The following is a 24,806-nucleotide window of genomic DNA, read 5'->3' on the forward strand; positions in this document are numbered from 1 at the left end:
CGTGTCGTTACTCACCTGGCTGCGCCTTAAACCCGCCCGTTCACCGGCAGCAATGCGCCGGTGACGGCGCTGGCGGCGTCGCTGGCGAGGAACAGGATCACGTCGGCGAGTTCCTTCGGCGTCACCCATTTGGAGACGTCGGCCTTCGGCATCGCGGCGCGGTTGGCCGCGGTGTCGATGATCGAGGGCAGCACGGCATTGACCGTGACCTTGCCCTTGAGCTCGGCCGCGAGCGACTCGGTGAGGCGGTGCACGCCGGCCTTCGAGGCCGCGTAGGGGCCCATGCCGGACGCCGCCTGCAGCGCGCCCAGCGCGCCGATGTTGATGATGCGTCCGGCGCCGCTCTTCGTGAGGTGGGGGATGGCGGCCTGCGACGTGTTCAGCGCGGTCATCACGTTCATCGCATACATGCGCTGCCAGGTCTTCGGATCGCCGTCGCTGACGGCCTCGAAGGTGAAGCCGCCGGCGATGTTGATCAGCCCGTCGAGCCGGCCGAAATGCGCCGCCGCCTTGTCGATCGCCGCCTTGGCCTGCTCGGCGTCGGTAAGATCGACGCCACCCAACTCGATGCGCTCGGCCGTCGCCGCCCCAGACGATGTGGCATGATCGATGCCTGCCATCCGCGCGCCGCGTGCCAGCGCCTCTTCGGCAACGACCTTGCCGAGCGCGCCGAGGGCGCCGGTGATGACGATGGCTTTTCCGTTCATGGCAGTCTCCGTCCGCGCAACAGGCAGGCACTCACTATGATCAGGCGGAATTCATTTGCAACGCCGCGAATTTCGCGTCCTAGTGCTGGCATCAGATCAATTCGCGCAAAGGATGTCCGTGATGTCCGCGCCCCGGCCATGTGAAACCCATCCCGATATCGTCAGGTTCGACTATGGACTGCCGCATTTCGCGCGGGCACTCAAGCATCAGCGCAAGATCAGGCTGGTGGCGCTCGGATCGTCGTCGACCGCGGGCGCCGACAACATCCTGCCGTATCCGCCGCGCCTCGAGATGCTGCTGCGGCAACGCTTCTTTGCGCGGATGATCGACGTGATCAACCGCGGCATCGGCGGGCAGGAGGCGCCGGAGGAATTCGCGCGCATCGAGTCCGACGTGGTCGCCGAACAGCCGGTGCTGGTGGTCTGGCAGGTCGGCACCAATGCCGTCTACAAGAGCTACAATCCGGCCGAGGTGCGCGCCACGCTGGAAGCGGGGCTCGACATGCTTGCCGCGCTTCCGCTCGACGTCGTGGTGATGGATTCCCAGTACACCGAAGCCATCGTCGGCACGCCCGACAAGCTTGCCTTCGCCAACACGATCATGTCGATGATCGCCGAGGTCACTGCCGTCAGACGGGTCAACCTGTTTCGCCGCTTTGCGCTGATGAAGCGCTGGGTCGACGACGGCATTCCGCGCGCCGAGCTCGACGATGGCGGGCAGCTCCATACCAGCGAATGGGCAACCGGTTGCATCAGCTGGGCCCTGTTCGATGCGACCGATGCAGCTCTGGAGGCGGAAGGCGTCGCGCAATCTACGTAAGACTACGGGGGTGGCCGGGATGGATAAAATTTGCGGCAGTTCCGTAAGTCGATTGCAGAATCCTGTCCCGTAGAAGCGGACTCCGATCAAGGCAGGGGTTTGTGCATGGGAAATCTTCCGGACCACGGTTTACCGCTCGTTCAGCTTAAGGAGCAGCGGCGCGATCTCGTGGTGGCGCTGCAGAATCGCAAAGGACCGGTGAGCAGCTGGGAATTGATGCAGATCGCAGCGATCCAGCAGGCGATCTCGGCATTCGAAGACGTGATCGCCGATCTCGATGCCGAACTCGAGCTCGAGGCTGCGGCTTAATCAGGCCTGCAGGTAGCGGCCTTCAAAGGCCTTGCGCTCGGCCGGTCCGAGACCGAGGCCGTCGCGGAAATAACGGTCGAGGCTGCCGTATTCGGCGTCGATCGCCTCGAATGCGGCATTCAGGAACGCCGCCTGAACCGTGCCGAGCACCTGTTTCACCTCATCGGGAAGGTCGGTGCTGTGGGCCGGATCGCGCTTGTAGAACTGGTTGGTGAGCATGTAGTCCTCGGCGATCACCTCGGTGGGCACGCCGAGCGCATGCAGGATCAGCGCGCAGGCAAAGCCGGTGCGGTCCTTGCCGGCGGTGCAGTGGATCACCAGCGGCGCGCGATCCTCCAGCAGATGGGCGAACAGCGTGCGGTAGCGCTCCGTGTTGTCGCGCACATAGCCGCGATAGGAGTCGCGCATCACCTCGACCGCATCGTCCTTCGACAGATCCCGCGTCGCAGCGATCGCGCGCAGCGCGGCAACCACCGTCGGCTCGACAGGCAGCGAATGCACGGTGACGTCGCTCATGCCGCACAGCGCCTCGGCGCGCTCGGCGACGCCGCGGAAGTCGAACGCGCTCTTAATCCCGAGCGCACGGACGACGGCGACGTCCTGCTCGGTGAGATGCGCAAGGTGGTTGGAGCGGAAGATCTGGCGCCAGCGCACCGTGCGTCCGTCTTGCGTCCGGTAGCCGCCGAGATCGCGAAAATTGCTGGCGCCGGCGAGGTTGAGATGACGGGCAGGGGCTTCGGACATGGGGCGGGCCTGTTGCAGCGGACGAGGTCTTGGCGCAAGGACTGGCGCATAACTTGATGCAGCAAGGTCTATAACGGGCGCGTGAGGGGGAGAATATGACTTATCGCGGGATGGCCATTGCCGCCGGCACAATTCTGTTCGCTGTCCTCGGTTCCTCCGCGGCATCGGCGCAATCCGCCTTCCGGAATTATCGCTGCGCCGACGGCACGCAGTTCGTCGCATTGTTCATTGGGAGTTCACGCGCCAATCTGCAACTCGACGGCAAGGCGGTGCTGCTGAAGAAGCGGTTCGCGCTGACCGGCGCCCGCTATGGCGGGGGCGGGGTTACGCTCCAGATCACCCGGGCCGGGGCGACCCGGCTGAAGCATGGCAAGCAGCCGTGGACGGCTTGCGAGCCGGCATAAACGCAATGCCATGAAAAAAGGGCCGAAACGCTGCGTTTCGACCTTCCTTATTGTTGTGACGCCGTCTGACGATGTCGCATTCCGCTCCGCTGTTGCATCGGCATCAGTGGTCGCGGCCCGGCTTGGCGTCGTCGATGGCTGCCTGATGATACCAGCTCTCGCTGCACAGGCTGGTCTCGACCTGGGTGGCAAGCTCGAGCGCCGTCCGTGCCTCGCCGTAACGGCGCCCGCCGAGAGCGGCGCGGCCCCCGGCCGGGAATTGATAGATCTTGGCAGATCCCTGATTTTGGCCCGTGGTGATCATTTCAAAAGTCTCCTTGGCCGGAAACGCGAGCCTCCATGGTGCGCCCGACTCTTTTGCGTGTGGTTACCCAGATTTTGATATCGGCCGACGCCCGCGGGCGCGCAAGCTGACCAAGAAGGAGGCAGTTTCTGTCCAATCCTTGTGCAAATAACGGTTTGCATCCAGCGAGGCAGGAAGCACCTGACCAACGCTTGAGCGGGCACGATGGTTGCCGGCGAGCGACCTTCGGGACCAAAACTGTCACACGACGGTGCCGCAGCTTTAATCGGAGAGGGTGGCGCAAGCGGGATTTGCCGGAGAATCGGGCGGTCGGCGGCTGCCGAAGGCGGATTCCGGCCGCCTGCGGCGCATGCCAGCCGCGCTCCTATGCCGCAGCCAAAAATGCAATGTCCGCTGTGGACATCGGCGGAAAGGCTCGGTGCCGCAGTGCAGCGACTGGCATTTTAATTGCTTAGAAGGAAACGGCCGATGGTGGCCGGGTACGCGTGGGGCGACCGACTGGCTTTCGGTTCCTCGCGGTTTTGCATCATCAACAGAGAGGTTCAATGACCAAGTACAAGCTCGAGTATATCTGGCTCGACGGATATACGCCGACGCCGAGCCTGCGCGGCAAGACGCAGATCAAGGAATTCGCGTCGTTTCCGACCCTCGAACAGCTTCCGCTGTGGGGCTTCGACGGCTCGTCCACCAATCAGGCTGAAGGCCACAGCTCTGACTGCGTGCTGAAGCCGGTCGCCTGCTATCCCGACGCCGCGCGCGAGAACGGCGTGCTGGTGATGTGCGAAGTGATGATGCCGGACGGCAAGACCCCGCACGCCTCGAACAAGCGCGCCACCATTCTGGACGACGAAGGCGCCTGGTTCGGCTTCGAGCAGGAATACTTCTTCTACAAGGACGGCCGCCCGCTCGGCTTCCCCGAATCCGGTTACCCGGCGCCGCAGGGCCCGTACTACACCGGCGTCGGCTACAAGAACGTCGGCAGCGTTGCCCGCAAGATCGTGGAAGAGCATCTCAATCTCTGCCTCGCCGCCGGCATCAACCACGAAGGCATCAACGCCGAAGTGGCGAAGGGCCAGTGGGAATTCCAGATCTTCGGCAAGGGCTCCAAGACCGCCGCTGACCAGATGTGGATGGCCCGCTACCTGCTGCTGCGCCTCACCGAGAGCTATGGCATCGACATCGAATTCCACTGCAAGCCGCTCGGCGACACCGACTGGAACGGCTCGGGCATGCACGCCAACTTCTCGACCAAGTACATGCGCGAAGTCGGCGGCAAGGAGTACTTCGAGAGCCTGATGAAGGCGTTCGACAAGAACCTGATGGACCACATCGCGGTCTATGGCCCCGACAACGACAAGCGCCTGACCGGCAAGCACGAGACCGCGCCCTGGAACAAGTTCAGCTATGGCGTGGCGGACCGCGGCGCTTCGATCCGCGTCCCGCACTCCTTCATCAACAACGGCTACAAGGGCTATCTGGAGGACCGCCGTCCGAACTCGCAAGGCGACCCCTACCAGATCGCTTCGCAGATCCTGAAGACGATCGCCGAGGTCCCGACCGGCGCGAAGGCTGCGGCCTAACCGTCTTTCGAACCCTGCAAATCAGGCCCGCCAGGGCGACAGCCCTGGCGGACTTTTGCGTTTTGGAGAGCGGTTTCGTTGCGCTATGAACCGCGCTAGACAATAGCGCGCCGTGCTCAGGGCGCCGGCCGCATGACGGCCTCGCAACGCACTGAGCCCGCCGACAGACTGCTGCATTACTGTCGTCCGATGAGGTCACGTCGAGCCTTGAATCTGCCGGCACCGCGACGCAACCTGCCGCGCATGATGAAACCGTTCCAAGCCATCATCGTTGCCGTCGTCCTGGTCGCGCCCGCGGTGGCGCATGCGCAATCGGCCGACCTCGTGCTGTGCGACCGCGTCGCGGCCGATCCGTCCGATCCCGACAAGCCGGCCGACGTGAAAGGCGTGCCGGAGATCGCATCGTCCGACATCGCGACTGCGATCAAATATTGCGCGGTGGCGGCCAAGTCGTCGCGCCGGGCGATGTATCAGCTCGGCCGCGCCTACGCCGCCAACCGGCAGGCCGCGGAAGCGGCCGCCGCCTGGCGCAAGGCGGCCGACAAGGGCTCGACCTCGGCGATGGTCGAACTCGGCGTGCTCTACGGCACCGGCGCCGGCGTCGCCAAGGACGAAGCGCAGGCGCGCAAACTGTTCGAGCGCGCGGCGCAGGCCGGCAATGCGCGCGGCGTCAGCAACCTCGCGGCGCTCGGCGGCAGCACTGCCTCCGATCCGGCGCGGGCGCGCGACCTGCTGGCCAAGGCTGCCGAGACCAATGCCGAGGCGCAATACCAGCTCGGCATGATGCTGGCGGAAGGCAAGGGCGGCGCGCAGGACGACGTTGCGGCGCGCGCGCTGTTCGAGAAGGCCGCGGCGCAGAACCATCCCGGCGCGCTGGAGCGGATGGGCGCCTTCGCACAGGCCGGCCGCGGTGGGCCGAAGGACAGCGATGCGGCCAAAGGCTACTACGAGCGCGCCGCGGCGCTCGGCGACGAGGACGCCAAGAAGGCGCTGGCGCGGGCACGCTGCCCGCTCGTGATCAAGGACAAGCGCGGCAATGCGGTGACCGATCTCTGCTTCTAGCACAGCGGCACTGGAAGTGATTTAGCGGGAGGGGTGCAGCGGACCTGCTGCCCCACCTCCGTCACCGACTGGAACGCTCGCCGTGTCGGATCGTTGACAGACGAACGCGATCGGAGAGGCAACGTCATGATCCGCAAGCTCAGTTCCGGCGAGTACCGCCTGTATTCCCGCAAGGTCAATCCGAAGACCGGCAAGCGGCGCAATCTCGGCACCTTCAAGTCACGCGCGGCGGCAGAGAAGCACGAGCGCGACGTGCAGTATTTCAAGCGGCACTAGGGCGCAGCGCGGGCCCGCTGCCAAAATGGCGAAAACAACCCCATGCAAAGGAGCCGGCGGTCGCCGGCACCTGAGCAAGACCCTTGACACGTCGGGCAACTCAGGCGTAATCTTCCATTATTCCGAAATCCGCAGGAGCTGGCGGCCGCGGTCTACGGCGCGGGGCAGGCTGCGCCCGTTTTGACCCAGGCTTCGACCAGCGCGCCGGCCTGCGCCTGGGTACCCGGCGCGGGTGAGCGGCCGAAGCCGGGATACCAGGCCCAGCCCACCAGCGTGTCCTTGCCGATATGCTCGATCAGCTCCTCGACCTTGCGGCCGCCATTGCGCGCGGGATCGCGGATCTGCTCGCAGATTTCGCCGATGGTCTTGCCGGCCCACGTCATCTCGCGCGGCGCGAGATGCCATTCCGGATGACCGGGGACGCGGCCGGGCTCGAAATTGCCGTGCTGGTGACAGGTCGCGCAGCGCATCGTCGGGCTGCCGTGGCCGTCGGCGCTGCGCGTCACCGGCGGCTGGTGGATGCGGCTGACATCGCCCTGGCGCGGAGTGTCGCCGGCGGGGTGGCAGTTGGTGCAGCGCGGATGCGTCAGCACCTTGCCGAGCTCGGTGAAGATCGCTGCCGAGCGCTTCTCGGTATCGCTGATCGCAGTAAAACTTTCCGGCGCGGCGAGGGCGTGGCTCGCGGTCTCCGACGCCGCATAGCCGGCGCACAGGCTGGCCGCGAGCGCCGTCATCCCCACAATGATCCGAAACTTCGCCTCCGACATCATCGCGCTCATTTGTTGGCGATCAGATAGCGCTTGGCGTCGGCGAGGATCACGTCGCGCACCGCCTCGTGATACTTGATGTAGCCGGTGCAGCGGCAGAGATGACCGTCGAGCGCATCGGCAATGGTCTGCTCGAGGTCGTCGCGCGGCACCGGTGCGCGCGCGAGGCGTTCGAGCAGCACCTGGCTCTCGTTGAGGAAACCCGCCGTGCAGTAGCCGCACTGGAACGCGAAATGCGCGACGAAGGCCTTTTGCAGCGCGGAGAGCTCGCCGTCCTTGGCGTGGCCCTCGACGGTGCGGATCGTCTTGTCGTGAAAGGTCACGGCGGAGACGATGCAGGTCGGGCTGGTGTAGCTGGTGCCATCGGGATTGTCGACGATGATGGCGCAGCTCAGGCATTGCGCGGCGCCGCAGCCGAACTTGGTGCCGGTCATGCCAAGCGTCTCGCGCAGGAAATCGTTCATGGTGAGGTCGTCACGCACATCGAACGGGCCGTGCTTTCGGCCGTTGATGGTCAGGCTGAGCGTCGTCACGTCAGCGCTCCCTTGAGCAGGCTTGTCGTCACCGGCAGCGAGCGGAATCGCTTGCCGGTGGCATCGAAGATGGCGTTGAGCAGCGCCGGCACGATCGGGATCATCACCACCTCGGCCATGCCCTTGGGCGGCTCGTCCGCCGTCAGCGGCGGCAGCATCTCGATCTCGAGGTCGCGCAGCGGCAGATCGGAGCCGCGCGCAACCAGGTACTGGCCGAGATTCCATTGCCCGTTGCCGGGGCCGCCTTCATACGGCGGCAGGGCTTCCAGCAGCGCGTAGCCGACGCCCATGGCGAAGCCGCCATGCGACTGGCCCAGCACCACTTCGGGCACCAGCGCCTGGCCGCATTCGAACACGCTGTAGGCCTTGGCAATGCGGAGCGTCCCGCTGGCGCGCTCGATCTCGACCCGCACCAGCGTGCCGCACATCGAGGTGTAGGCGGTGCCGATCCGGTTGTTGTCGGTCGGCGGAAACTTGACGCTGACGCGGTCGATCCGCTCGAAGTCGCTGCGGCCGCGGCGGATCGCCAGCGCGTCGATCTCGGCGCGGTACTGTTCGCCGAACAGCGGAAAGCGCGCCCGCGACCACGCCCAGCGCGAGAAACTGTGCGCGATCGCGCCGGTGACGAGGTTGCCCGCATGCGCGGTCGCGGCGAGTTTTGCCAGCGGCAGCGGCGCCAGATTATCGAGCGTGAGTTGTCCGTCGTTCCAGCGTGCCTTGTCCCACTGGCCCGCGCGGGGATCGGCCTTGCCAATGCGCCAGAGCTCGAGCGCCGCCGGCCACAGGCCGAAGCGGAAGATGATGCGGGCGGCCTCGGCCGACGAATGGGTGCCGACATGGGCGCCGATCGAGGCGCTGGTCGGCGAGCTGATCGCCGGCACCCAGCGCGGGTTCTTCTCGGCGAGGTCCTGGGTCTTCTGATCCATCGTGTAGGGATCGCCGGAAGTGACGAGCCCGAGCGCGTCGTAACTGTCGACGCGGGACACAGCGACCTCGTCGGCGATGCCGCCGAGATGGCCGGCGACGCGGTTGGCGAGCGCGGTGCCGATGCCGTTGCCCATTTCGACGTGGTCGCAATGGATCGCGATCCGTCCCTCGGGATCGATCTCGACCCGGCCGAGCGAGCAGTCCGCGCCGGCGCCGTAATCCTTGGTGACGCAGGCAAGCCCGGTACCGACCAGCCGTCCTTCCGGCGCGTTCTGCCTGAACGTGGCGCGCTGCTGCCAGATCGGATGCTGCTCGAGCTTGTCGAGGATCTCGGGCGTGCGCACCGACACGATGTAGGGATTGCCGGTCATGGTCCGGCCGGTCTGCTTCAGCGCGTTGTTGCGGCGGAAGGCGACCGGGTCGACCTTGAGCTCGCTGGCCGCTTCGTCGATCAGCACTTCGAGCGCGGTCATGGTCTGCAGCGTGCCGTAGCCGCGCATCGAGCCCGCGGTGACACCGCGCGAATGCAGCGCGACCGTGGTGACGTCGACCTTCGGGATGTCGTAGATGCCGATCGCAGCGGTCGCGCCGACCGTCGCGACATTGGCGGAGAAGTTGGCGAGGCCGCCGCCGTCGAGCACATGGTCGGCGGCGAACGCGGTGATCTTGCCGCTCTTGCGATCGATCCCGATCCGCGAGCGCATCTTGAACGGGTGGCGTTTGATGCCGGCCTGGAACTGCTGGTAGCGGTCGTGCGCTAGCCGCACCGGCTTGCCCGGGAAGAACATCGCGCACAGCGCGACATAGAGGATGAACGGGGTATGATCGCGGCCGCCAAAGCCGCCGCCGACATGGGCGAACTGGGCGTTGATGTGCGCCGGCCTGAACGGGGCGCGCGCCTTGCCGAGTAGATGCGCGATCGACTCGATCGCCTCATAGGGCGACTGCACGCCGAGCACCAGCTCCAGATTGCCGCTTTTGCCGTCGTACCAGGCGAGCCCGCTCTCCGGTTCGAGGAACATCGGATCGACCGACTGGGTCTCGAACTCGCGGTCGAGGACGAGCTGGGACGGATCGTCCTTCGCGAACTCGGCACGGATCGCTTCGCCATAGGTCGCGGCCTTGGCGTAGTCGGGCTTGGTCTCCTTGGCGAGCGGCAGCCAGACCGGCAGCGGCGCGTTCTGGATGCGGCTCGGCGACACCCAGCCGGCCATGATGGGCGAATAGACATCGGGCGCGTCGGGCGTGGCGCCGGCCACGCGGGTGAAGCGATAGGCGCCATAGTCCGGCAGCGTCACCGGGCCGGTCTCGTCGCCGAACTTGACGAAGGTGCCGTCGCGCAGCGCCATGCGCGCGCGGTCGAAGGCGTCGAACTGCTCGAAGATCAGCAGCGCCACCGGCTGCCCGAGATAGATCGGGGTCTTGCCGACCGGGCAGAACAGGTCGCCGGTGTAAAACGTCGGAACGCGCGTGCCGATCCGGTCGAGATCGGCAGCGGTGACGATGACCGAAGGCTTGGTCGCGCCGTCGAGGCGCGCGAGGTCCATGCCGGCATAGACATGGGTCGCGTCATTGGCGCGGACCAGGATGGCGTGCGAGGTGGTCGCCGGCCAGCCCGGCATGTCAGCGGCGCGGAAATCGGACGCGTAGAGCTTCGCGCCGGTGACCTTGGCGACGCCGTCGACGCGGCCGGCGCCGTAGGCGGCGGGATTGAATTGGCCGCGGCCGGGCAAGGTCTCGCGGCTCGCGAACTCCGGTCGCTGCGCAAGCGCAAGCTGCGACAGGCTGACCGAGATGCCGCCCGCCGACAACCACTTCACGAATTCGCGTCGCGAAGGCCGCATGCCCTGATCCCTCATCAACGCTTCAACCGCGTGTCGCGCCGGGGTTTATCGCACGCCACGACACACGCCGCAGTGTTGCGGCAAAGCCGCCATGATTCGCAACGCCTACGATGGGTGGTCGGCGCTGCCTTACTTGAGCTCAGCGCCGCCTCACTTGAGGTCGGCGATCGACGCCGGTCCCGGCCCCGGCGTGACCAGCGTCGGCCACTGCTTGGAGCCGAACGGCACTAGCGGCGGCAGGAACGGCGTCATGCCGCGCTTCCTGGTCTCGGCGATGATCGCCTCGCGCGCGTCGCCTCCCATCAGCTCAAAGTCCATCAGATGATAGCTGCCGAAAAACAGCGCGCCGACCGAGCGGTCGGCGATGATCCGGGTCAGCGACTCCAGCATGTCCTGCGGCGTCGTGGTGAAGGAGATCGTCTCGATCAGCATCAGGCGGGAGTTGATGGCCTCGGGGCCGAAGAACTGCGCCAGCACGCTGAAGATCACGTTGTTCTGCCGCGCCACATAGATGGTGTTGCTGGCGGCATAGGTCTTGTCCCAGTCGGCGCCGAGCTGGCTCTTCCAGTCCGCCATCACGGTCATCCAATGCGCGACCTGAGTCTGCGCCGCCCAGGCGACGTTCCTGGCCAGCAGCGGCGCCTGTTGCTTGCCGAACGCCTCGAGCCTGGCAAAGGGAATTGCGCCGGCGGCGAGGCACTCGTCCATGAAGGCGAGGTTGTTCTGCAGGATGGCGCGGTTGTTGTCGCGCCAGTCGGCCTGCATCGGCGTCTTGTCGAGCCCGTCGAGCGCCGACTGCATCCGGCTGCGATAGGCCGCCATCGAGCCGCGCCACGACTTGTCGTCGGCATTGTCGACATAGGGACCGACCACCTCGGCCAGCGCCATCGTGCTGTGGCCCACCGACTTGAGCAACTGATAGACGATCGGCACCTGCGGAGCCTCGGTCGGCGGCTTGCCCGGCCGGTACAGGATCAGCCGGCCGCCGGCGCCGGAGAACAGACCGAGGATCACCGGATGCTTGTCGAGGATGTTCTTCTGGAAGATCCGCGCGGCATCGCCGTAGAGCTCGAACATGCCGGTGTTCAGCGCCAGCATGTCCTTGGTGGCGACGTCAGCCGCCGTCGATGCGGTCTTGCCGGAAATCGGTCCCATGTAATCAGGCAGGGCCTGCGCCAGTGCGGCACCGCTGCTGCCGAGCAGCAGGGTCGCGGCAACGGCCAGGCGAAAACGAGCGGTCATATTGTGCTCCTCGAAGCCTCTCATGGAGCCGGACGCACATCGCCGTGGCGTTAGCGGGCGCGCGGGATTTGACGCAAATTGCAACTGGATGGACGGCCCGCGCGACGCGGCATGAAAAAGGGGGCGGGCGCGCCTACAGCTAAGGGACGAATCGGGCCGTGTCCACTCCCGGACATTGCGGACGCGACTGCGCCAAAAGACGCAATGGCGCGGGCGTGGCGCCGATGCTATGCCGCATGAGGACTCGTTTCATTTATTGGATTTTTTGCGTTGCTGAACGGACTTTACAAGGTCGAGTACGGCATCAACGGCGCATTCGGCCGCAGCATCATGTGCATGCATGACGGCCGGATGCTGGGCGGCAATTCGGCGTTCGCCCATCTCGGCACCTATCAGGAAATCGGCGGCGGCGAGATTGCCGCCGAGGTGATCACCGAACGGCACAATGACGATCCGCATTACAAGCCGCTGATGGGCGCCGATGTCACCGTCATCAAGGCGCGCGGCCGGACCGAAGGCTCGACCATCCTGATGGAGGGCCGGGCGGATGCGATGCCGGACGGCGTGTTCTGGGCCAACCTCGCGCCGCTCGACGATCAGGCCCTGCCGCCGCGCGGCACGGTCGGGCCCGACGGCATCGTCAACGGGCTTTATGCGATGCACACCCGTGCGCTCGACGGCGTCGATGCCGGCCTCTCCGGCGTCATGCTGCTGCTGGACGGACGTATCCTCGGCGGCGACGCTTACTTTTATTATCTCGGCTCGTATTCGTCCGCGGACGGCCGCTGGAAGGGCGAGATCATCAATCAGGAACACACGCCGGCCAAGGGCGAGAACCCGGTGTTCGGCGGCCATGAGGTCGGCATCGGCTTCAGCGGCACCTGCTCCGGCGACCGCGCCGAGCTCGAGGGCATTGCGCTGGCCGGCAAGCGCAGCCTGCGCCTGGTGGCGACGCTGCGGTTGATGCGGACCGTTTGATTGGGCCCGCGGGCCGGACTCAATCCTTGATCAGCAGAACGCCGCCGATCACCAGCGCGATGCCGGCCAGTCGCGACACCGACACCGGATGCGGCGGCAGCCCGAAGACGCCGAAATGATCCATCGCTACGCCGGCCAGCATCTGGCCGCCGACCACCAGCGCCAGCAGGGTGGCGGCGCCGAGCGAGGGCAGCAGCAGGATCATCAGCAGGATGAACACGCCGCCCAGAATGCCGCCGCTCCAGGCCCACCACGGCACGGCCGTGACCAGCTTCCATGACGGCACCGGCTCGCGGGTCGCGACCAGCACGACCGCCATCGTCAGGAGGCCGCCGAGATAGCTGATGAATCCGGCCCAGCCCGGCGAATTCAAAGCGGAGCGCAGATTGCCGTTCAGGACCTGCTGGACTGCGACGGCAATGCCCGCACCGAGCGCGAGCAGATAGAGAAGCCAGGCTTGCATGTGACGCCCCAAAGAAATCGACCGCCGAAGTATTCCCGGTCACATTCGCTTGGCAATAAGACGCCTGCATGCGCCCATGTCGCGAAACGCAGGGAACGCCCTTCCACCAAGGCTCCGGATCGACTAAGAGGCCCGCAAATTCTCCGTTTTCTCAAGCAGCCGCATGATCCGCCTCGATAACGTCTCCAAGCAAGTCGGCCACCAGATCCTCTTCATCGAAGCCTCCGCGGCGCTCCAGAAGGGCGAGAAGATCGGCCTGGTCGGCCCGAACGGCGCTGGCAAGACCACGCTTTTCCGGATGATCTCGGGGCAGGAGATCCCCGATGAGGGCCAGGTCTCGGTCGACCGCGGCGTCTCGATCGGCTATTTCAGCCAGGACGTCGGCGAGATGAGCGGCCGCAGTGCGGTCGCCGAGGTGATGGACGGGGCTGGGCCGGTCAGCGTCGTCGCTGCCGAGCTTCGGGAACTCGAGGCCGCGATGGCCGACCCCGACAAGGCCGACGAGATGGACGATATCATCGCGCGCTATGGCGAGGTGCAGCACCGCTTCGAGGAACTCGACGGCTACGCGCTGGACGGCCGCGCGCGCGAGGCCCTCGCAGGCCTCGGCTTCAGCCAGGAGATGATGGACGGCGACGTCGGCAAACTCTCCGGCGGCTGGAAGATGCGCGTCGCGCTGGCGCGCATCCTCCTGATGCGGCCAGACGTGATGCTGCTCGACGAGCCGAGCAACCATCTCGATCTCGAAAGCCTGATCTGGCTCGAGCAGTTCCTGAAGGGCTATGAGGGCGCGCTGCTGATGACCTCGCACGACCGCGAGTTCATCAACCGCATCATCAACAAGGTGGTCGAGATCGACGCCGGCCAGCTCACCACCTACTCGGGCAATTACGAATTCTACGAGCAGCAGCGCGCACTGTCCGACAAGCAGCAGCAGGCGCAGTTCGAGCGGCAGCAGGCGATGCTGGCCAAGGAGATCAAGTTCATCGAGCGCTTCAAGGCGCGCGCCTCGCATGCCGCGCAGGTGCAGAGCCGGGTCAAGAAGCTCGACAAGATCGAGCGCGTCGAGCCGCCGCGGCGGCGGCAGACCGTGGCGTTCGAGTTCCAGCCGGCGCCGCGCTCCGGCGAGGATGTCGCCAGCCTGAAGAACGTGCACAAGGCCTATGGCAGCAAGCGGATCTATGACGGCCTCGACTTCATGATCCGCCGCAAGGAGCGCTGGTGCGTGATGGGCGTCAACGGCGCCGGCAAGTCGACCTTACTCAAGCTGGTGGCCGGTTCGGCCGAGCCCGATGACGGTTCAGTCGCGATCGGCGGCAGCGTCAAGATGGGCTATTTCGCCCAGCACGCGATGGACCTGCTCGACGGCGAGCGCACCGTGTTCCAGTCGCTGGAGGACGCCTTCCCGCAGGCCGGGCAGGGCAGCTTGCGCGCGCTCGCCGGCTGCTTCGGCTTCTCCGGCGACGATGTCGAGAAGAAGTGCCGGGTGCTGTCAGGCGGCGAGAAGGCGCGCCTCGTGATGGCGAAGATGCTGTTCGACCCGCCGAACTTTCTGGTGCTGGACGAGCCGACCAACCATCTCGACCTCGCCACCAAGGAGATGCTGATCAATGCGCTTTCGGAGTTCGAGGGCACCATGCTGTTCGTGTCGCACGACCGGCATTTTCTCGCCGCGCTCTCCAACCGCGTGCTGGAGCTGACGCCCGACGGCATCCACCAATATGGCGGCGGCTACACCGAATACGTCGCCCGCACCGGGCAGGAGGCGCCGGGATTGCGGAACTAGGGGAGCGCGCCTTCGTAGCCCGGATGCAGCGAAGCGTAATCCGGGAGAGTCTATCCGCACAACCCAAGCGGGCCGCGCTCACGCGCTCCAGCGTGCGCAGAAGCTCTCGACGTCTCCGGACTGGAATTCGGGCAGGCGCTCCCATATGGTTTCGGGCGGCCAATTCCACCACGCGATCTGCGCAAGTTGGGCGGCGATGCGGCGGTTGAAACGTTCCTTGATCGGCCGCGCCGGCACGCCGCCGACGATGGTGTAGGGGGCGACGTTGCGCGAGACCACCGCGCCGGCGGCAAGCACGGCGCCGTCGCCGACGGTGACGCCGGGCAGCACGATGACGCCGTGGCCGATCCAGACGTCGTTGCCGATCACGACGCGATCGGCGCGCCGGTCGCTGAAGAAGGCGTGATCGCGCTGCGCCGAGGCCGTGTAATATTCGGGGCAGTAGGTGAAGCGATGCTGCGACGGGCGCTCGAGCGGATGATTGGGCGCGCCGATCCGCACATTGGCCGCGATCGCGCAAAACTTGCCGATCTTTGCGTCCGCGACGATGCAGCCGCTGGCGAGGTAAGAAAAATCGCCGAGCTCGGTGTATTCCATCGCGGTGTCGCCGAGGATTTCGCAGCAGCGGCCGACCGAGACCTCGCGCAGCTTGACCGTCGGCGCGATGACGGTTTCGGCGAGCTTGGGGTGAGGCGGCTTCGTGTCAGTCATATGAATGTCCCTGGTCCGGCGGCCGGTTGCAGCCGGCGTGCGTATAGCACGTGCGGCGTCCGGATAAACCGCGGCGGCTCGCATCCCGCCCAGCAATGCAATGGCGCATGGCACGCCACGTGGCGCTCGCCTTGTGGCGCGCTGAGCCGCCCGTTAGCTTTGTCAAAAAACGGGAGCGAAACGGCCATGAAGCAGATCAGGATCGGCGACATCACGATCGACGCGGTGATCGAACGCGAGGGGCCGTGGCGGCGGCCGCAGGATTTCTTCCCGGCCTATGACGACGCCGTCTTCAAGCATCACCTGAAGACGATGGAGCCCGAGGTGTTCGATGCCATCAGCGGCATGATGGTGATCACCTACCAGACCTTCGTGGTGCGCACGCCGCGCTACACCATCCTGGTCGACACCTGCACCGGCGAGCACAAGGGCCATCCACCGCCGTTCGACTTCCCGGGCAAGGAGCGCTGGCGCAACGAGCTGTTCGCGCTCGGCGTCTCCTTCGAGCAGATCGACTACGTGTTCTGCACCCATCTGCATATCGACCACACCGGCTGGAACACGACCTTGCGCGACGGCCGCTGGGTGCCGACCTTTCCGAATGCGAAATACGTCTTCCACAAGCGCGAATATGCCGCCTGGGAGGCCGAGCACGCCAAGGGCGCCAATCCGCCAGGCACGGTGTTTCGTGACAATTGCCTGCCGATCGTCGAGGCCGGGCAGGCGCTGCTGGTCGACGACGACTATGCGCTCGACGACACCGTCACGCTGACGCCGACGCCGGGCCATTCGCCCTGTCACTGCTGCGTCAATATCTTCTCGAAGGGCCAGCGCGCCGTGGTCGCCGGCGACCTGATGCATCACGTGATCCAGTGCCGCGAGGTGGAATGGTCGGCCAAACCGGATTGGGATCCGAAAGAGTCGGCGGTGTCGCGGCGGAAATTCTTTGCCTCGGTCGCCGAGACCGACACGCTGATCCTGCCGATCCATTTCCCGACGCCGACCGTCGGCCTGATCAAGGCGGATGGCGACCGCTTCGACTATCGCTTCAAGCGCGACTAAAGCGCGATGAGATTGGGTTGAATCGTCATCGCGCTTTAGCTCGTTGTTTGCGCATGATCTTTTCGAAAAACCGCTTCACACTTTCCGGATCATGCTCCAGGCGGCGTTATCAGCCGGTCCGAATGTTTCGGAATGTTTCATCGACCGTCGAGCGCCGATCAATCGCCGCGGCTCGAGCCGCGCTTGCGCGGCCCGACGGCGTGCCGGGATCGAGGTCGTGAGGCTGGCGCCGGGATCAGGCGCCGCTCTGGCACTTCTTCATGAACGAGGTCTTTGCGGCGCCGGAGAGCTTCTTGCCGTCGGCGCTCACAGCCTTGGATGCGCAGGCGTCCGTGGTGCACTTCTTCATGAACGAGGTTTTGGCCGCGCCGGCCAGCGGCTTGCCGTCCTTGCCGACGGCCTTGGTCTCGCAGGAGGCGTCCTGCGCAAATGCCGAGCCGGCGGCGAAGGTCGCGATGACGGCCGCCAAGAAAATCCGCTTCATCTGGGTGTCTCCCTGAACCAAACAGTGCTGCGGATTGGATATCGGATTCTTGGTCCGATCAAGTTCCCGTGGCGGATTTTGGCGATAAAATAGCACGACCTGCCGCGGGAAATTCCGCGTGCGCTGCGGAACAAAATCGGGGACACGCGCAAAATGGGATTCGAGACGCCGGCACGCCAAGGCGTGCGCGGGTTCGCCACCGAGAGGGCCTATGAGGCCTGCGACCACGAGAGCGTGCTACGCTCGATTACGCCGCCCGCACGTCGGACAGGAAGCGGTTGACCTGGCCGGCGAGATCCTTCGACTGCGTCGCGAGCTGCTCGGCGGCGCCGAGCACCTGGGTTGCGGCGGCGCCGGTGTCGTCGGCGGCGCGCTGCACGCCGGAGATGTTGGAATTGACCTCCTGGGTGCCGCGCGCGGCTTCCTGGACGCTGCGCGAGATCTCCTTGGTGGCCGAGCCCTGTTCCTCGATTGCCGCCGCGATCGCGGTGCCGATCTGGTCGATCTCGGTGATGACGTCGACGACGTTCCTGATCGCCGTCACGGTCTCGTCGCTGGCGGTCTGGATCGCAGTGATCTGCTCGGAGATTTCGGTGGTGGCCTTGGCGGTCTGGCCGGCGAGCGACTTCACCTCGGAGGCGACCACCGCAAAGCCGCGGCCGGCCTCGCCGGCGCGGGCAGCCTCGATGGTGGCGTTGAGCGCGAGCAGATTGGTTTGGGCGGCGATCGACTGGATCAGCGTCACGACGTCGCCGATCTTCTGCGCGCCTTCGGCGAGCGAGCGGGCGGTGTCGCCGGTGCGGCGGGCATGATCGACGGCGCGGGCGGCGATCTCGGTCGAGGTCGAGACCTGGCGCGCGATCTCGGAGATCGAGGAGGTCAGCTCCTCGGTCGCGCTCGCCACCGTCTGCACGTTGGTCGAAGTCTGCTCCGAGGCTGCGGCAACCACCGAGGCCTGGCGGTTGGTGGCGGCCGCGGTCGCCGACATCGTCTGCGCGGTCTGCTCCATCACCCCCGATGCAGCGGAGAGGCCGCCGACCAGCTCGGTGACCTTGATCTCGAAGCTGCGGGTGAGGTCGTCGAGCACGCGGGCGCGGCGCATCTTGATGTCGTTCTCGGCCTCCTTCTCGGCAGCGAGGCGATCGGCCTCGATCCGGTTGTCCTTGAACACTTGCACTGCGGCAGCCATCGCGCCGATCTCGTCGTTACGGTCGGCGCCGGGAATTTCCTCGGCGACGTCGCCGGCGGCGAGGCGCGACATGCGGCCGGTCAATGCCGCGATCGGATTGAGGATGCGGCGGCGGACCATGATGATGAGGCCTGCGCTCAGCGCGATCACGGCGATCAGTCCGGTCAGCGCCACCAGGAAGCTGAAGCGCGCCGACGAATAGGCCGCACCGAGCCCTTGCTCGGCGTTCTCGTAGAAGGCGTCGCGCACGCCGATGATCGAGGCGAGGCCGACCTGTGATTCCGTGTAATAGGTCTCGACGTCCATCTCGTATTTGCCCGAAACGGCGCCTTCCTTGCCGAGCTTCAGCGCCTTGCCGAACCGCTCGACATAGTCGGCCTGCATCTTGCCGAGGGCGGAGAGCACGTTGGCCGAGGTCGCCGGATTGTTGCGTAGCTCCTGCAGCGTCGACAGGATCTGCTCGGTCTTGCCGGTGCTGCGGAACAGGTCCTGCTTCTCCTGCTCGGTTGCGGGGCGCTTGGCGCCGACCAGCGCCTTGTGCAGGCTGGCATTGTGGCCGCCGATGTCGCGCAGCGTCCAGGCGACGTTGGCGTAGCTGGCCTGGCGATAGGCATTGCCGTCGAGGCCGGCCAGCCGGCGTACCTGCTCGTCGAGCAGCGTGGTGACGCCGGCGTTGAACACGGAATTGTCGGCGACGATCCTGGTGGCCGCCGGTCGGCGGCCATCGACCGGACCCGCGATGGCGGTCGCGATCGCCTCGCGCAGCGCGGTGAACTTCGCCTTCAGCGCATCGATGGCGCTGGCCACCGCAGCGCCGTCGTCGAGTGCGCCAGGCAGGCCGGCGCGGACCTGGTTGACCCTGGCGAGCGCGCCGTCGGTCAGCGCGCGCAGCCTGTCGAGATCGGCGATCTGCGTCTGCTCGATCGTGCCGCTCTGGAACAGCAAATTGGTGGCCATGCCGCGCTCGGAATTCATGTAGCGCGGGATGTCGCCGACGGCGCGCACGATCTCGAGCCGGCTCTGCGCAGTCGAGATCTTGTCCATCGTCTCGTACTTGGTCACCGCGACATAGGCCGCGAGTCCGCCGCCGACCGCGGACAGGGAGACGATCGCCGCGGTCAGGAGAGTGCCGATTTTCATGTGATGCGCGCCATTCTGGACGAGAGAGGATTGGGCCCCACTCGTACAGGGTGCGCATTAAGCGAGGGTTTACGATGCCGCGCGGTGGCGTTTTGCCAGGGCCGTCCGAAAGTCGAAGCCGGTTCGGAAGCGGCCGCCAGGCGTGCCAGCAGGGCGGAACGCTCCCGAGCGCTCAGCGCGCATCCGCGCCCTTGGCCGAACTGCGCTGGGTAGCTGCGCTCGAGCCCGCCTCGCCGCAGGGCAGCTGGGTCCAGGTGCCGTCGGCGGCCTGCTGGTAGGCCTGGCAGCCCACGGAGGTGGTGGCGGATTTGTCGTCGGTCTTCTGCCGGTCGGAACTCTTCGCCAGCGCAGGGGCGGCAACGACGGTCATCGCCGCGAGCGCGCCTGCGAAAACCAGCCTTGCGATTTGCATGTCGGGTTCTCCTTTCTCGAAGCGATCCGATATCCAGGAAAGGAATTTGGCGATTTTGCGCCATGCCGGAGCACCATCGACCAATTGCTTAATGCGCCGACAACAGGCGGCGCGGGCGGTTAACGACTGTGACTTCCCGCGCGCTGCGCCGCAGGACGCTGCCGCCGCGGAATGCTAGGATCGGTCATCATGACCCACCGCATTCTCGTTCTCTACGGCTCCTACCGCTCCGACCGCATGGGCATCCGCCTCGCGCATTTCGTGGTCGACGGTTTTCGCGCGCGCGGCGACGATGTCGAGCTGATCGACGCCAAGCAGGTCGGCCTGCCGATGCTCGACCGGATGTACAAGGAATATCCCAAGGGGCAGGCGCCGGCGGCGCTGGAAACCCTGGCCGGCAAGATCCGCGGCGCCGACGGCTTCCTGTTCGTCACCGGCGAGTACAATTGGGGCATCCAGCCCGGGCTGAAGAACCTCACCGACCATTTCCTCGAGGAATGGTTCTGGCGTCCCGCCGCGATCGCGAGCTATTCGGCCGGCCGCTTCGCCGGCGCGCGTGCCGCGACCGCCTGGCACGGCACGCTCTCGGAAATGGGCATGGTGGTGGTGTCGAGCACGATCGGCGCCGGGCCGATCGCGCAGACCTTATCGGAGGACGGTAAGCCGATCGGCGAGGCCGGCAAGTCGCTGGAGCGCGCCTTCCCGCGATTTGCCGATGATTTCGCCTGGTGGATGGAAGCCGCCAGCGCGCAGCGGGCGCGCAAGGCGCCGCCCTACTGACCACGAGGCCGCGCGATATGAGCATGTTCAGTTCTCCCTTCGATCCCGCATGCGAAGCCGCGCTGGTGACCGGCGCCGGCAACGGCATCGGCCGCGCCATCGCGCAGGCCCTGGTCGGCGAGGGCGTCCGCACCGTGTTCGCGGACCTGCACGAGGACAGGGTTTTGGCTGCGATCAAGGCCGCGCCGCGTCCCGAGCTTGCGGTGCCCTGGATCGGCGATCTCGCGCGTCGCGATGCCTGCGATGCGCTGCTGGCGGACGCGCAATCGGCGCTAGGGCAGGTGACGCATTTCGTTCACAGCGCCTCGCCGCCACGCCGCGAGGCCGACCACGCCATGGCCGTCGACGACGAGATTTGGCGGCAGATGCACGCGGTCAATCTCGAGGCCGGCTTTCATCTGTCGCGCGAGCTTGCACGCCGCCTGATCGCGGCGAAGATGCCGGGCTCGTTCCTGCTGCTGACCTCGCTGCACGCCGGCACGCCGCGCAACCTGCCGCATTACTCGACGGCGAAGGCCGGCATGGCGATGCTGGTGAAGGAGCTCGCGAAAAGCTGGGGCCGCTACGGCATCCGCGTCAACGCGCTGGTGCCCGGCGCGATCGCGGCCGGCGGCTTCGTCGCCGATCCCGCGCTCGCGCGGCACATTCCGCTCGGCCGGCTCGGCCAGGCGGACGACCTCGCGCCGATGGCGCTCGCCGTGCTGTCGCACAAGCTCTCCGGCTATGTCACCGGGGCGTCGATCGTGATCGATGGCGGGCTGTCGCTGACCAACTGGTTCGCGCCGCCGGAGTTCTAATAAGGATTATTCCTTGGACCTGATGTAGCCCGCGAGCCGCGACTTCTGGTCCTTGCACCAGGTCTGCATGCCTTGGCGGCGCTGGTCGAGGTCGGTCGACTGGGTCGCGATCGCGACTTCGGTCATCAATTCGTCGGACTGCTTCTCGCCCATCTTGCCGCCGGTGTGCAGATAGGCGATCGCCTTGCGCACCTGCTCGGTGGTGCCGTCGGGCAGCTTCATCTCCTGCGCCTTCTGCACGAGGTCCTGATAGACGAGATCGGTGCCGGGGCATTCGACCTTGGCGGCGAACGCCTGCAGCACCATGGTGACATAGGCCGCGCGTGGGTCGGCATGGGCCGGCGTTGCCGCGACAATCAGGCCTGCCGCCACCAGAGCATAACGCATTCGAAGTCCTCCCGAGCTTTGACTATTTTCCGCAAGGCTAGCGTCCGAGGGAACCGACTGCAACCGTCAGGACACACTCGCGGAAAGAACCGATCAAACAGACGTGTTCCAGGCGCCTCTGCCACGATTTCTGCACGATTTCGGCAGCATGTGGTACAAGTTGACGCAGGGGAGAATGATCGTGTCGAAGTTGGGGCTTGCCGCGGTGCTGGTGGGAACGCTTGCACTTGGCGGCTGTATGCAGGCGACGCTGTCGCCGGTGACGGATGCCGCGATGACGCCGCGTGATCGGCAATTGTTGGCGCATGCGCCATACAAGGAAGCCGCGATCCCGCAGCAGTATCAGCGTCACATCGTCGACTATACCCGCCGGGAGCAGCCCGGCTCGATCTTGGTCGATACCGACAAGCGCTATCTCTACTACGTGCTGCCGGGCGGCAAGGCGATCCGTTACGGGGTCGCCGTGGGCGAGGAGGCGATGGCCTTCTCCGGCGTCGCCACCGTCGGCCGGCTGGCGGAGTGGCCGGACTGGGTTCCGACCAAGGACATTCAGGAGCGGCTCGGGCCGTATCCGGCGCGGGTTGCCGGCGGGCCGGCCAATCCGCTCGGCGCCCGCGGCATCTACCTCTACCAGGGCAACAAGGACACGCTGTACCGCATCCACGGCACCAACCAGCCCGAATATATCGGGCAGGCGATCTCGTCGGGCTGCATCCGCATGACCAATGCCGATGTCATCGACCTCTATCAGCGGGTCAAGCCGGGCGCCGTGGTGGTCGTATTGCCGCCGGGGCAGAGCGCGTAAGGTCCGGACAGCGTAGGGCGGATCAGCCTAGCGCTCATCCGCCCTCGCTTCTCACCGCACCGGCATGGGCGGCCGCACCACGGGGCCGCCGTCATCAGCGTCGACAACATTGGATTGCTGCTGCGATGGCAGCGGCATCGGCGCCGCTGTCGTCGGTGGCGGCAGTGCCGATGACGTGCGTGGCGGCAGGGTTGTGGCCGGTGCCGCGGACGGTGGCGGCGGCACGTAGGCCTGTGCCGGCCGACGGACCGGCGGCGGAACCGCAGTCGCATGCGGCACTGAGGCCGGCGATGGCGTCGCGGCGCGCGGCCGCGGCGGAGCAGGGCGCGGCTCGACAGCCCTGGTCTCGGTCGCCCTTGCAACGCGCTGCGCCAGTTGTTCCTGGCTGGCCTTGAGCTGATCGATGCTCGCCTTCAGTTGCTCGATCTGCTGTCCGACCGAGGCCAGATCGTGCGCCATCGACTGCAGCAGTTGCGACTGCTCAGGTGAAACGACGGCCGCAACCGGCGCTGTGGGTGGCGCCGATGCGACCGCGGTCGAGGAAGTGACCGGTGCCGCTGCGGGCGCAGCCGGGGCTGCTGCCGCGACGTCCTGCGCTTGGGCAACCGCCGGCGTTGCCGCTTCCGCGGGCTGCTCGGCGGCAGCGGCTTGTGAAGCCGGCTGGCTTGCCTGGTCGGCGGCCGGCGCCTCCTTGCTCGGGATCAGCGACGACAGTTGCGATGTCAGCTGCGTCACCTGTGGCATCCACTCGGCGGCCAGCTGCTTGGTGCGGTCACCGTAATGCTGCCACGCCGCAGCGCCCATCGCGCTGAGGATCGCGAACAGGAACCAGAAAATGCGGATCGCCCATTTGTTGGTGGATGGCGGCACGCGGTCGAGCTTGATGTCGTCGAGCCTGACGTCATGGGGCGCGCTGGCGCGATACATCGGGGCGACCGACGGGGCCGGTGGCGGCGGCGCAATTGCTGCCGGCGCTGAGACCGGCGGCGGCGGCGCAGCGGTCTGGCTCGGGCCGAAATAGGGTTCTCGGTGCTCCGCAGTGCCGGCGGGCGCGAGCGTTGGCGCTGCCTGTTCAGGGCGCGCTGGGGCGAAGCTGGGCTCTATCGCGAAAATATCGTGCGGATCTGCGTCTTTCATCGAAACTGTAGCTTGCATGAGCGGTCCCCGTTTTCAGGTCCAGCGTCAAACCGCAAATGGCGGCCGGCGAATTCTCGTACCTGTCGACTCCTGGCCTTGTCCCACGACTCCAGTCCGGTTTGACCAAAGCAAGGCGAGAGGGTGGAGAGGTTGGGGTGTTTCGGGAACAAACCTCCGGGAGCATGCCCGGTCATCGTGAGAGGATGTGAAGCTTTGTCCTCACCCACCGCTGTCATCGCCCGGCTGTGCGCAATTGCGCACATGGACCGGGCGCTGCGGCCCATCTGCTCAACGACTGTCTCTGGAATACTGGATCGCCCGGGCTGAACATCAAGCCGGGCGATGACACCGAGCAGGTTGAGCAAACCAATCCCTGAGGGGCGTCGGGAACTCGGACGGCACCGATCCGCGACACGCCGGTTGTGGCCAAATCAGCACACCGCGCGGAAATTCGCGCGCGCAGGTTGCATCTTGCTGAAACGCGCCACCGTTCCGCCCCGATTGGATTCGGCTGATAGGCGGTGTTGGATTTTCGGCTTTGGCTGGGGGCTGCGGCTTGGGGATGCAACATGTCATGCGACGGGGCTGTACCTTCGAACGTCGGCATCAGGTGCGGCGCAGTTGTCGTTGCGTACCCGGTCTCTTCCGATCGGACGCGAACGACGCTTCGCCTGTTGGCGCTGTTCATCGGCGCCGGGTCGCTTGCGGCCTGCGCGCAATCCTCAGGCCTTAGCGAGCGCTCGCAGGCGCTGGCGAGCCGGACCGCCTCGATCGAGCCGGCACGCGCCGCCCCGGCGCGCGCACGTGTCGCGGTCGCGCAGAGGCACACGCCCTATGCGTCGCGTAAGACGGCCGGCGAGACCAAGGTCGCCTCGCACGGGGTCGCAAGCTTCTACAGCGAAGCGCAGCCGACCGCGAGCGGCGAGAAGTTCGATGGGCGCGAGCTGACCGCCGCGCATCCGACGTTACCGTTCGGCACCAAGCTGCGCGTCACCGACGTCAAGAGCGGCCGCTCGGTGACGGTGCGCGTCAACGACCGCGGACCCTACGTGCCCGGACGTATCGTCGACGTCTCGTATTCGGCGGCGCATGAGCTCGGCATGATCGGCAAGGGCATCGCCAATGTCAGGCTGGATGTCGTGCAGTGAAGTGCATC

At 66.2% G+C, this 24,806-nt stretch carries 27 protein-coding genes; 13 read left to right on the forward strand and 14 right to left on the reverse strand.

All coding sequences use genetic code 11. The features are described from left to right. Window positions 1-26 precede the first annotated feature (26 nt). Window positions 27-707 carry a 3-oxoacyl-ACP reductase FabG gene (fabG, locus tag J6500_RS06250; RefSeq protein WP_225711815.1) on the reverse strand — a complete coding sequence of 227 codons (681 nt, stop codon included), beginning with the start codon at window positions 705-707 and terminating at the stop codon, window positions 27-29. 121 nt (window positions 708-828) lie between these two features. On the opposite strand from fabG, the gene J6500_RS06255 reads away from it, so the two are divergent. Both J6500_RS06255 and J6500_RS06260 read left to right on the forward strand, forming a co-directional pair. Further along, the gene (locus J6500_RS06255) at window positions 829-1,527 is read left to right on the forward strand and encodes an SGNH/GDSL hydrolase family protein (protein WP_225711816.1); all 699 of its coding nucleotides are present in this window, start codon (window positions 829-831) and stop codon (window positions 1,525-1,527) included. A gap of 105 nt (window positions 1,528-1,632) precedes the next feature. Then, complete coding sequence (locus tag J6500_RS06260) at window positions 1,633-1,836, forward strand: hypothetical protein (protein ID WP_139484072.1); 204 nt, start codon at window positions 1,633-1,635, stop codon at window positions 1,834-1,836. Here J6500_RS06260 and J6500_RS06265 read toward each other — a convergent pair whose 3' ends face one another. Beyond that, a complete protein-coding gene (locus J6500_RS06265) occupies window positions 1,837-2,580 on the reverse strand; it encodes a tyrosine-protein phosphatase (protein WP_225711817.1) in 744 nt (247 codons plus the stop codon). A gap of 110 nt (window positions 2,581-2,690) precedes the next feature. Between J6500_RS06265 and J6500_RS06270 the strand changes: the two genes are divergently transcribed. Next, window positions 2,691-2,984, forward strand: a complete 294-nt coding sequence (locus J6500_RS06270; protein WP_225711818.1) for an MliC family protein — start codon at window positions 2,691-2,693, stop codon at window positions 2,982-2,984. A 103-nt stretch (window positions 2,985-3,087) separates the two neighbouring features. Here J6500_RS06270 and J6500_RS06275 read toward each other — a convergent pair whose 3' ends face one another. Continuing rightward, on the reverse strand, window positions 3,088-3,288 hold the full coding sequence (locus J6500_RS06275; protein WP_225711819.1) for a DUF2735 domain-containing protein: 201 nt from the start codon (window positions 3,286-3,288) through the stop codon (window positions 3,088-3,090). A 545-nt stretch (window positions 3,289-3,833) separates the two neighbouring features. On the opposite strand from J6500_RS06275, the gene J6500_RS06280 reads away from it, so the two are divergent. From J6500_RS06280 to J6500_RS06290, 3 genes are all read left to right on the forward strand, one after another. After that, window positions 3,834-4,868, forward strand: a complete 1,035-nt coding sequence (locus J6500_RS06280; RefSeq protein ID WP_225711820.1) for a glutamine synthetase beta-grasp domain-containing protein — start codon at window positions 3,834-3,836, stop codon at window positions 4,866-4,868. Window positions 4,869-5,111: 243 nt separating this feature from the next. Next, on the forward strand, window positions 5,112-5,930 hold the full coding sequence (locus tag J6500_RS06285; RefSeq protein ID WP_225711821.1) for a tetratricopeptide repeat protein: 819 nt from the start codon (window positions 5,112-5,114) through the stop codon (window positions 5,928-5,930). Window positions 5,931-6,056: 126 nt separating this feature from the next. Beyond that, window positions 6,057-6,206 (forward strand): hypothetical protein, encoded by a 150-nt coding sequence (locus tag J6500_RS06290; protein ID WP_092086355.1) that lies wholly within the window; start codon window positions 6,057-6,059, stop codon window positions 6,204-6,206. A gap of 152 nt (window positions 6,207-6,358) precedes the next feature. On the opposite strand, the gene J6500_RS06295 is transcribed toward J6500_RS06290, so the two are convergent. The 4 genes from J6500_RS06295 to J6500_RS06310 form a co-directional block, all read right to left on the reverse strand. Then, complete coding sequence (locus J6500_RS06295; RefSeq protein WP_376707760.1) at window positions 6,359-6,940, reverse strand: Isoquinoline 1-oxidoreductase subunit; 582 nt, start codon at window positions 6,938-6,940, stop codon at window positions 6,359-6,361. Window positions 6,941-6,981: 41 nt separating this feature from the next. Next, window positions 6,982-7,506 (reverse strand): (2Fe-2S)-binding protein, encoded by a 525-nt coding sequence (locus J6500_RS06300; RefSeq protein ID WP_225711822.1) that lies wholly within the window; start codon window positions 7,504-7,506, stop codon window positions 6,982-6,984. Next, window positions 7,503-10,277 (reverse strand): xanthine dehydrogenase family protein molybdopterin-binding subunit, encoded by a 2,775-nt coding sequence (locus J6500_RS06305; protein WP_225711823.1) that lies wholly within the window; start codon window positions 10,275-10,277, stop codon window positions 7,503-7,505. Before J6500_RS06305 ends, J6500_RS06300 begins: the two co-directional genes overlap by 4 nt. A gap of 150 nt (window positions 10,278-10,427) precedes the next feature. Beyond that, window positions 10,428-11,519 carry a hypothetical protein gene (locus J6500_RS06310; RefSeq protein WP_225711824.1) on the reverse strand — a complete coding sequence of 364 codons (1,092 nt, stop codon included), beginning with the start codon at window positions 11,517-11,519 and terminating at the stop codon, window positions 10,428-10,430. Between the two features lie 270 nt (window positions 11,520-11,789). Here J6500_RS06310 and J6500_RS06315 point away from each other — a divergent pair, with 270 nt between their 5' ends. Further along, a complete protein-coding gene (locus J6500_RS06315; RefSeq protein WP_225711825.1) occupies window positions 11,790-12,497 on the forward strand; it encodes a hypothetical protein in 708 nt (235 codons plus the stop codon). A gap of 19 nt (window positions 12,498-12,516) precedes the next feature. On the opposite strand, the gene J6500_RS06320 is transcribed toward J6500_RS06315, so the two are convergent. Then, a complete protein-coding gene (locus J6500_RS06320; protein WP_225711826.1) occupies window positions 12,517-12,960 on the reverse strand; it encodes a DMT family transporter in 444 nt (147 codons plus the stop codon). A gap of 163 nt (window positions 12,961-13,123) precedes the next feature. Here J6500_RS06320 and J6500_RS06325 point away from each other — a divergent pair, with 163 nt between their 5' ends. Further along, the gene (locus tag J6500_RS06325) at window positions 13,124-14,746 is read left to right on the forward strand and encodes an ABC-F family ATP-binding cassette domain-containing protein (RefSeq protein WP_225711827.1); all 1,623 of its coding nucleotides are present in this window, start codon (window positions 13,124-13,126) and stop codon (window positions 14,744-14,746) included. Between the two features lie 78 nt (window positions 14,747-14,824). On the opposite strand, the gene J6500_RS06330 is transcribed toward J6500_RS06325, so the two are convergent. Then, entirely contained in the window at window positions 14,825-15,457 is a 633-nt protein-coding gene (locus J6500_RS06330; RefSeq protein ID WP_225711828.1) for a DapH/DapD/GlmU-related protein, read from the reverse strand. Window positions 15,458-15,643: 186 nt separating this feature from the next. On the opposite strand from J6500_RS06330, the gene J6500_RS06335 reads away from it, so the two are divergent. Beyond that, complete coding sequence (locus tag J6500_RS06335) at window positions 15,644-16,519, forward strand: MBL fold metallo-hydrolase (RefSeq protein ID WP_225711829.1); 876 nt, start codon at window positions 15,644-15,646, stop codon at window positions 16,517-16,519. A 235-nt stretch (window positions 16,520-16,754) separates the two neighbouring features. Here the strand turns inward: J6500_RS06335 and J6500_RS06340 are convergent, their stop codons facing one another. The 3 genes from J6500_RS06340 to J6500_RS06350 form a co-directional block, all read right to left on the reverse strand. Next, on the reverse strand, window positions 16,755-17,003 hold the full coding sequence (locus tag J6500_RS06340; protein ID WP_225711830.1) for a hypothetical protein: 249 nt from the start codon (window positions 17,001-17,003) through the stop codon (window positions 16,755-16,757). 247 nt (window positions 17,004-17,250) lie between these two features. Then, window positions 17,251-19,332 carry a methyl-accepting chemotaxis protein gene (locus tag J6500_RS06345; protein ID WP_225711831.1) on the reverse strand — a complete coding sequence of 694 codons (2,082 nt, stop codon included), beginning with the start codon at window positions 19,330-19,332 and terminating at the stop codon, window positions 17,251-17,253. 172 nt (window positions 19,333-19,504) lie between these two features. Then, complete coding sequence (locus J6500_RS06350; protein WP_225711832.1) at window positions 19,505-19,744, reverse strand: hypothetical protein; 240 nt, start codon at window positions 19,742-19,744, stop codon at window positions 19,505-19,507. Between the two features lie 189 nt (window positions 19,745-19,933). Between J6500_RS06350 and J6500_RS06355 the strand changes: the two genes are divergently transcribed. Both J6500_RS06355 and J6500_RS06360 read left to right on the forward strand, forming a co-directional pair. Continuing rightward, the gene (locus tag J6500_RS06355) at window positions 19,934-20,524 is read left to right on the forward strand and encodes an NADPH-dependent FMN reductase (protein WP_225711833.1); all 591 of its coding nucleotides are present in this window, start codon (window positions 19,934-19,936) and stop codon (window positions 20,522-20,524) included. Window positions 20,525-20,541: 17 nt separating this feature from the next. Further along, a complete protein-coding gene (locus J6500_RS06360) occupies window positions 20,542-21,321 on the forward strand; it encodes an SDR family NAD(P)-dependent oxidoreductase (RefSeq protein WP_225711834.1) in 780 nt (259 codons plus the stop codon). A gap of 6 nt (window positions 21,322-21,327) precedes the next feature. On the opposite strand, the gene J6500_RS06365 is transcribed toward J6500_RS06360, so the two are convergent. After that, window positions 21,328-21,708: a hypothetical protein gene (locus J6500_RS06365; RefSeq protein WP_225711835.1), complete on the reverse strand. Its 381-nt coding sequence runs from the start codon at window positions 21,706-21,708 to the stop codon at window positions 21,328-21,330. 175 nt (window positions 21,709-21,883) lie between these two features. Between J6500_RS06365 and J6500_RS06370 the strand changes: the two genes are divergently transcribed. After that, the gene (locus J6500_RS06370; RefSeq protein WP_225711836.1) at window positions 21,884-22,513 is read left to right on the forward strand and encodes a L,D-transpeptidase; all 630 of its coding nucleotides are present in this window, start codon (window positions 21,884-21,886) and stop codon (window positions 22,511-22,513) included. Between the two features lie 51 nt (window positions 22,514-22,564). Here J6500_RS06370 and J6500_RS06375 read toward each other — a convergent pair whose 3' ends face one another. Further along, window positions 22,565-23,440, reverse strand: coding sequence for a hypothetical protein (locus J6500_RS06375; RefSeq protein ID WP_225711837.1), 876 nt, complete (start codon window positions 23,438-23,440; stop codon window positions 22,565-22,567). Window positions 23,441-24,324: 884 nt separating this feature from the next. Here J6500_RS06375 and J6500_RS06380 point away from each other — a divergent pair. Further along, window positions 24,325-24,798: a septal ring lytic transglycosylase RlpA family protein gene (locus tag J6500_RS06380; protein WP_225711838.1), complete on the forward strand. Its 474-nt coding sequence runs from the start codon at window positions 24,325-24,327 to the stop codon at window positions 24,796-24,798. Window positions 24,799-24,806: the final 8 nt, after the last annotated feature.

It is taken from the genome of Bradyrhizobium semiaridum (genome assembly GCF_020329505.1).
In the GTDB taxonomy this organism is placed as follows: Bacteria; Pseudomonadota; Alphaproteobacteria; order Rhizobiales; family Xanthobacteraceae; genus Bradyrhizobium; species Bradyrhizobium semiaridum.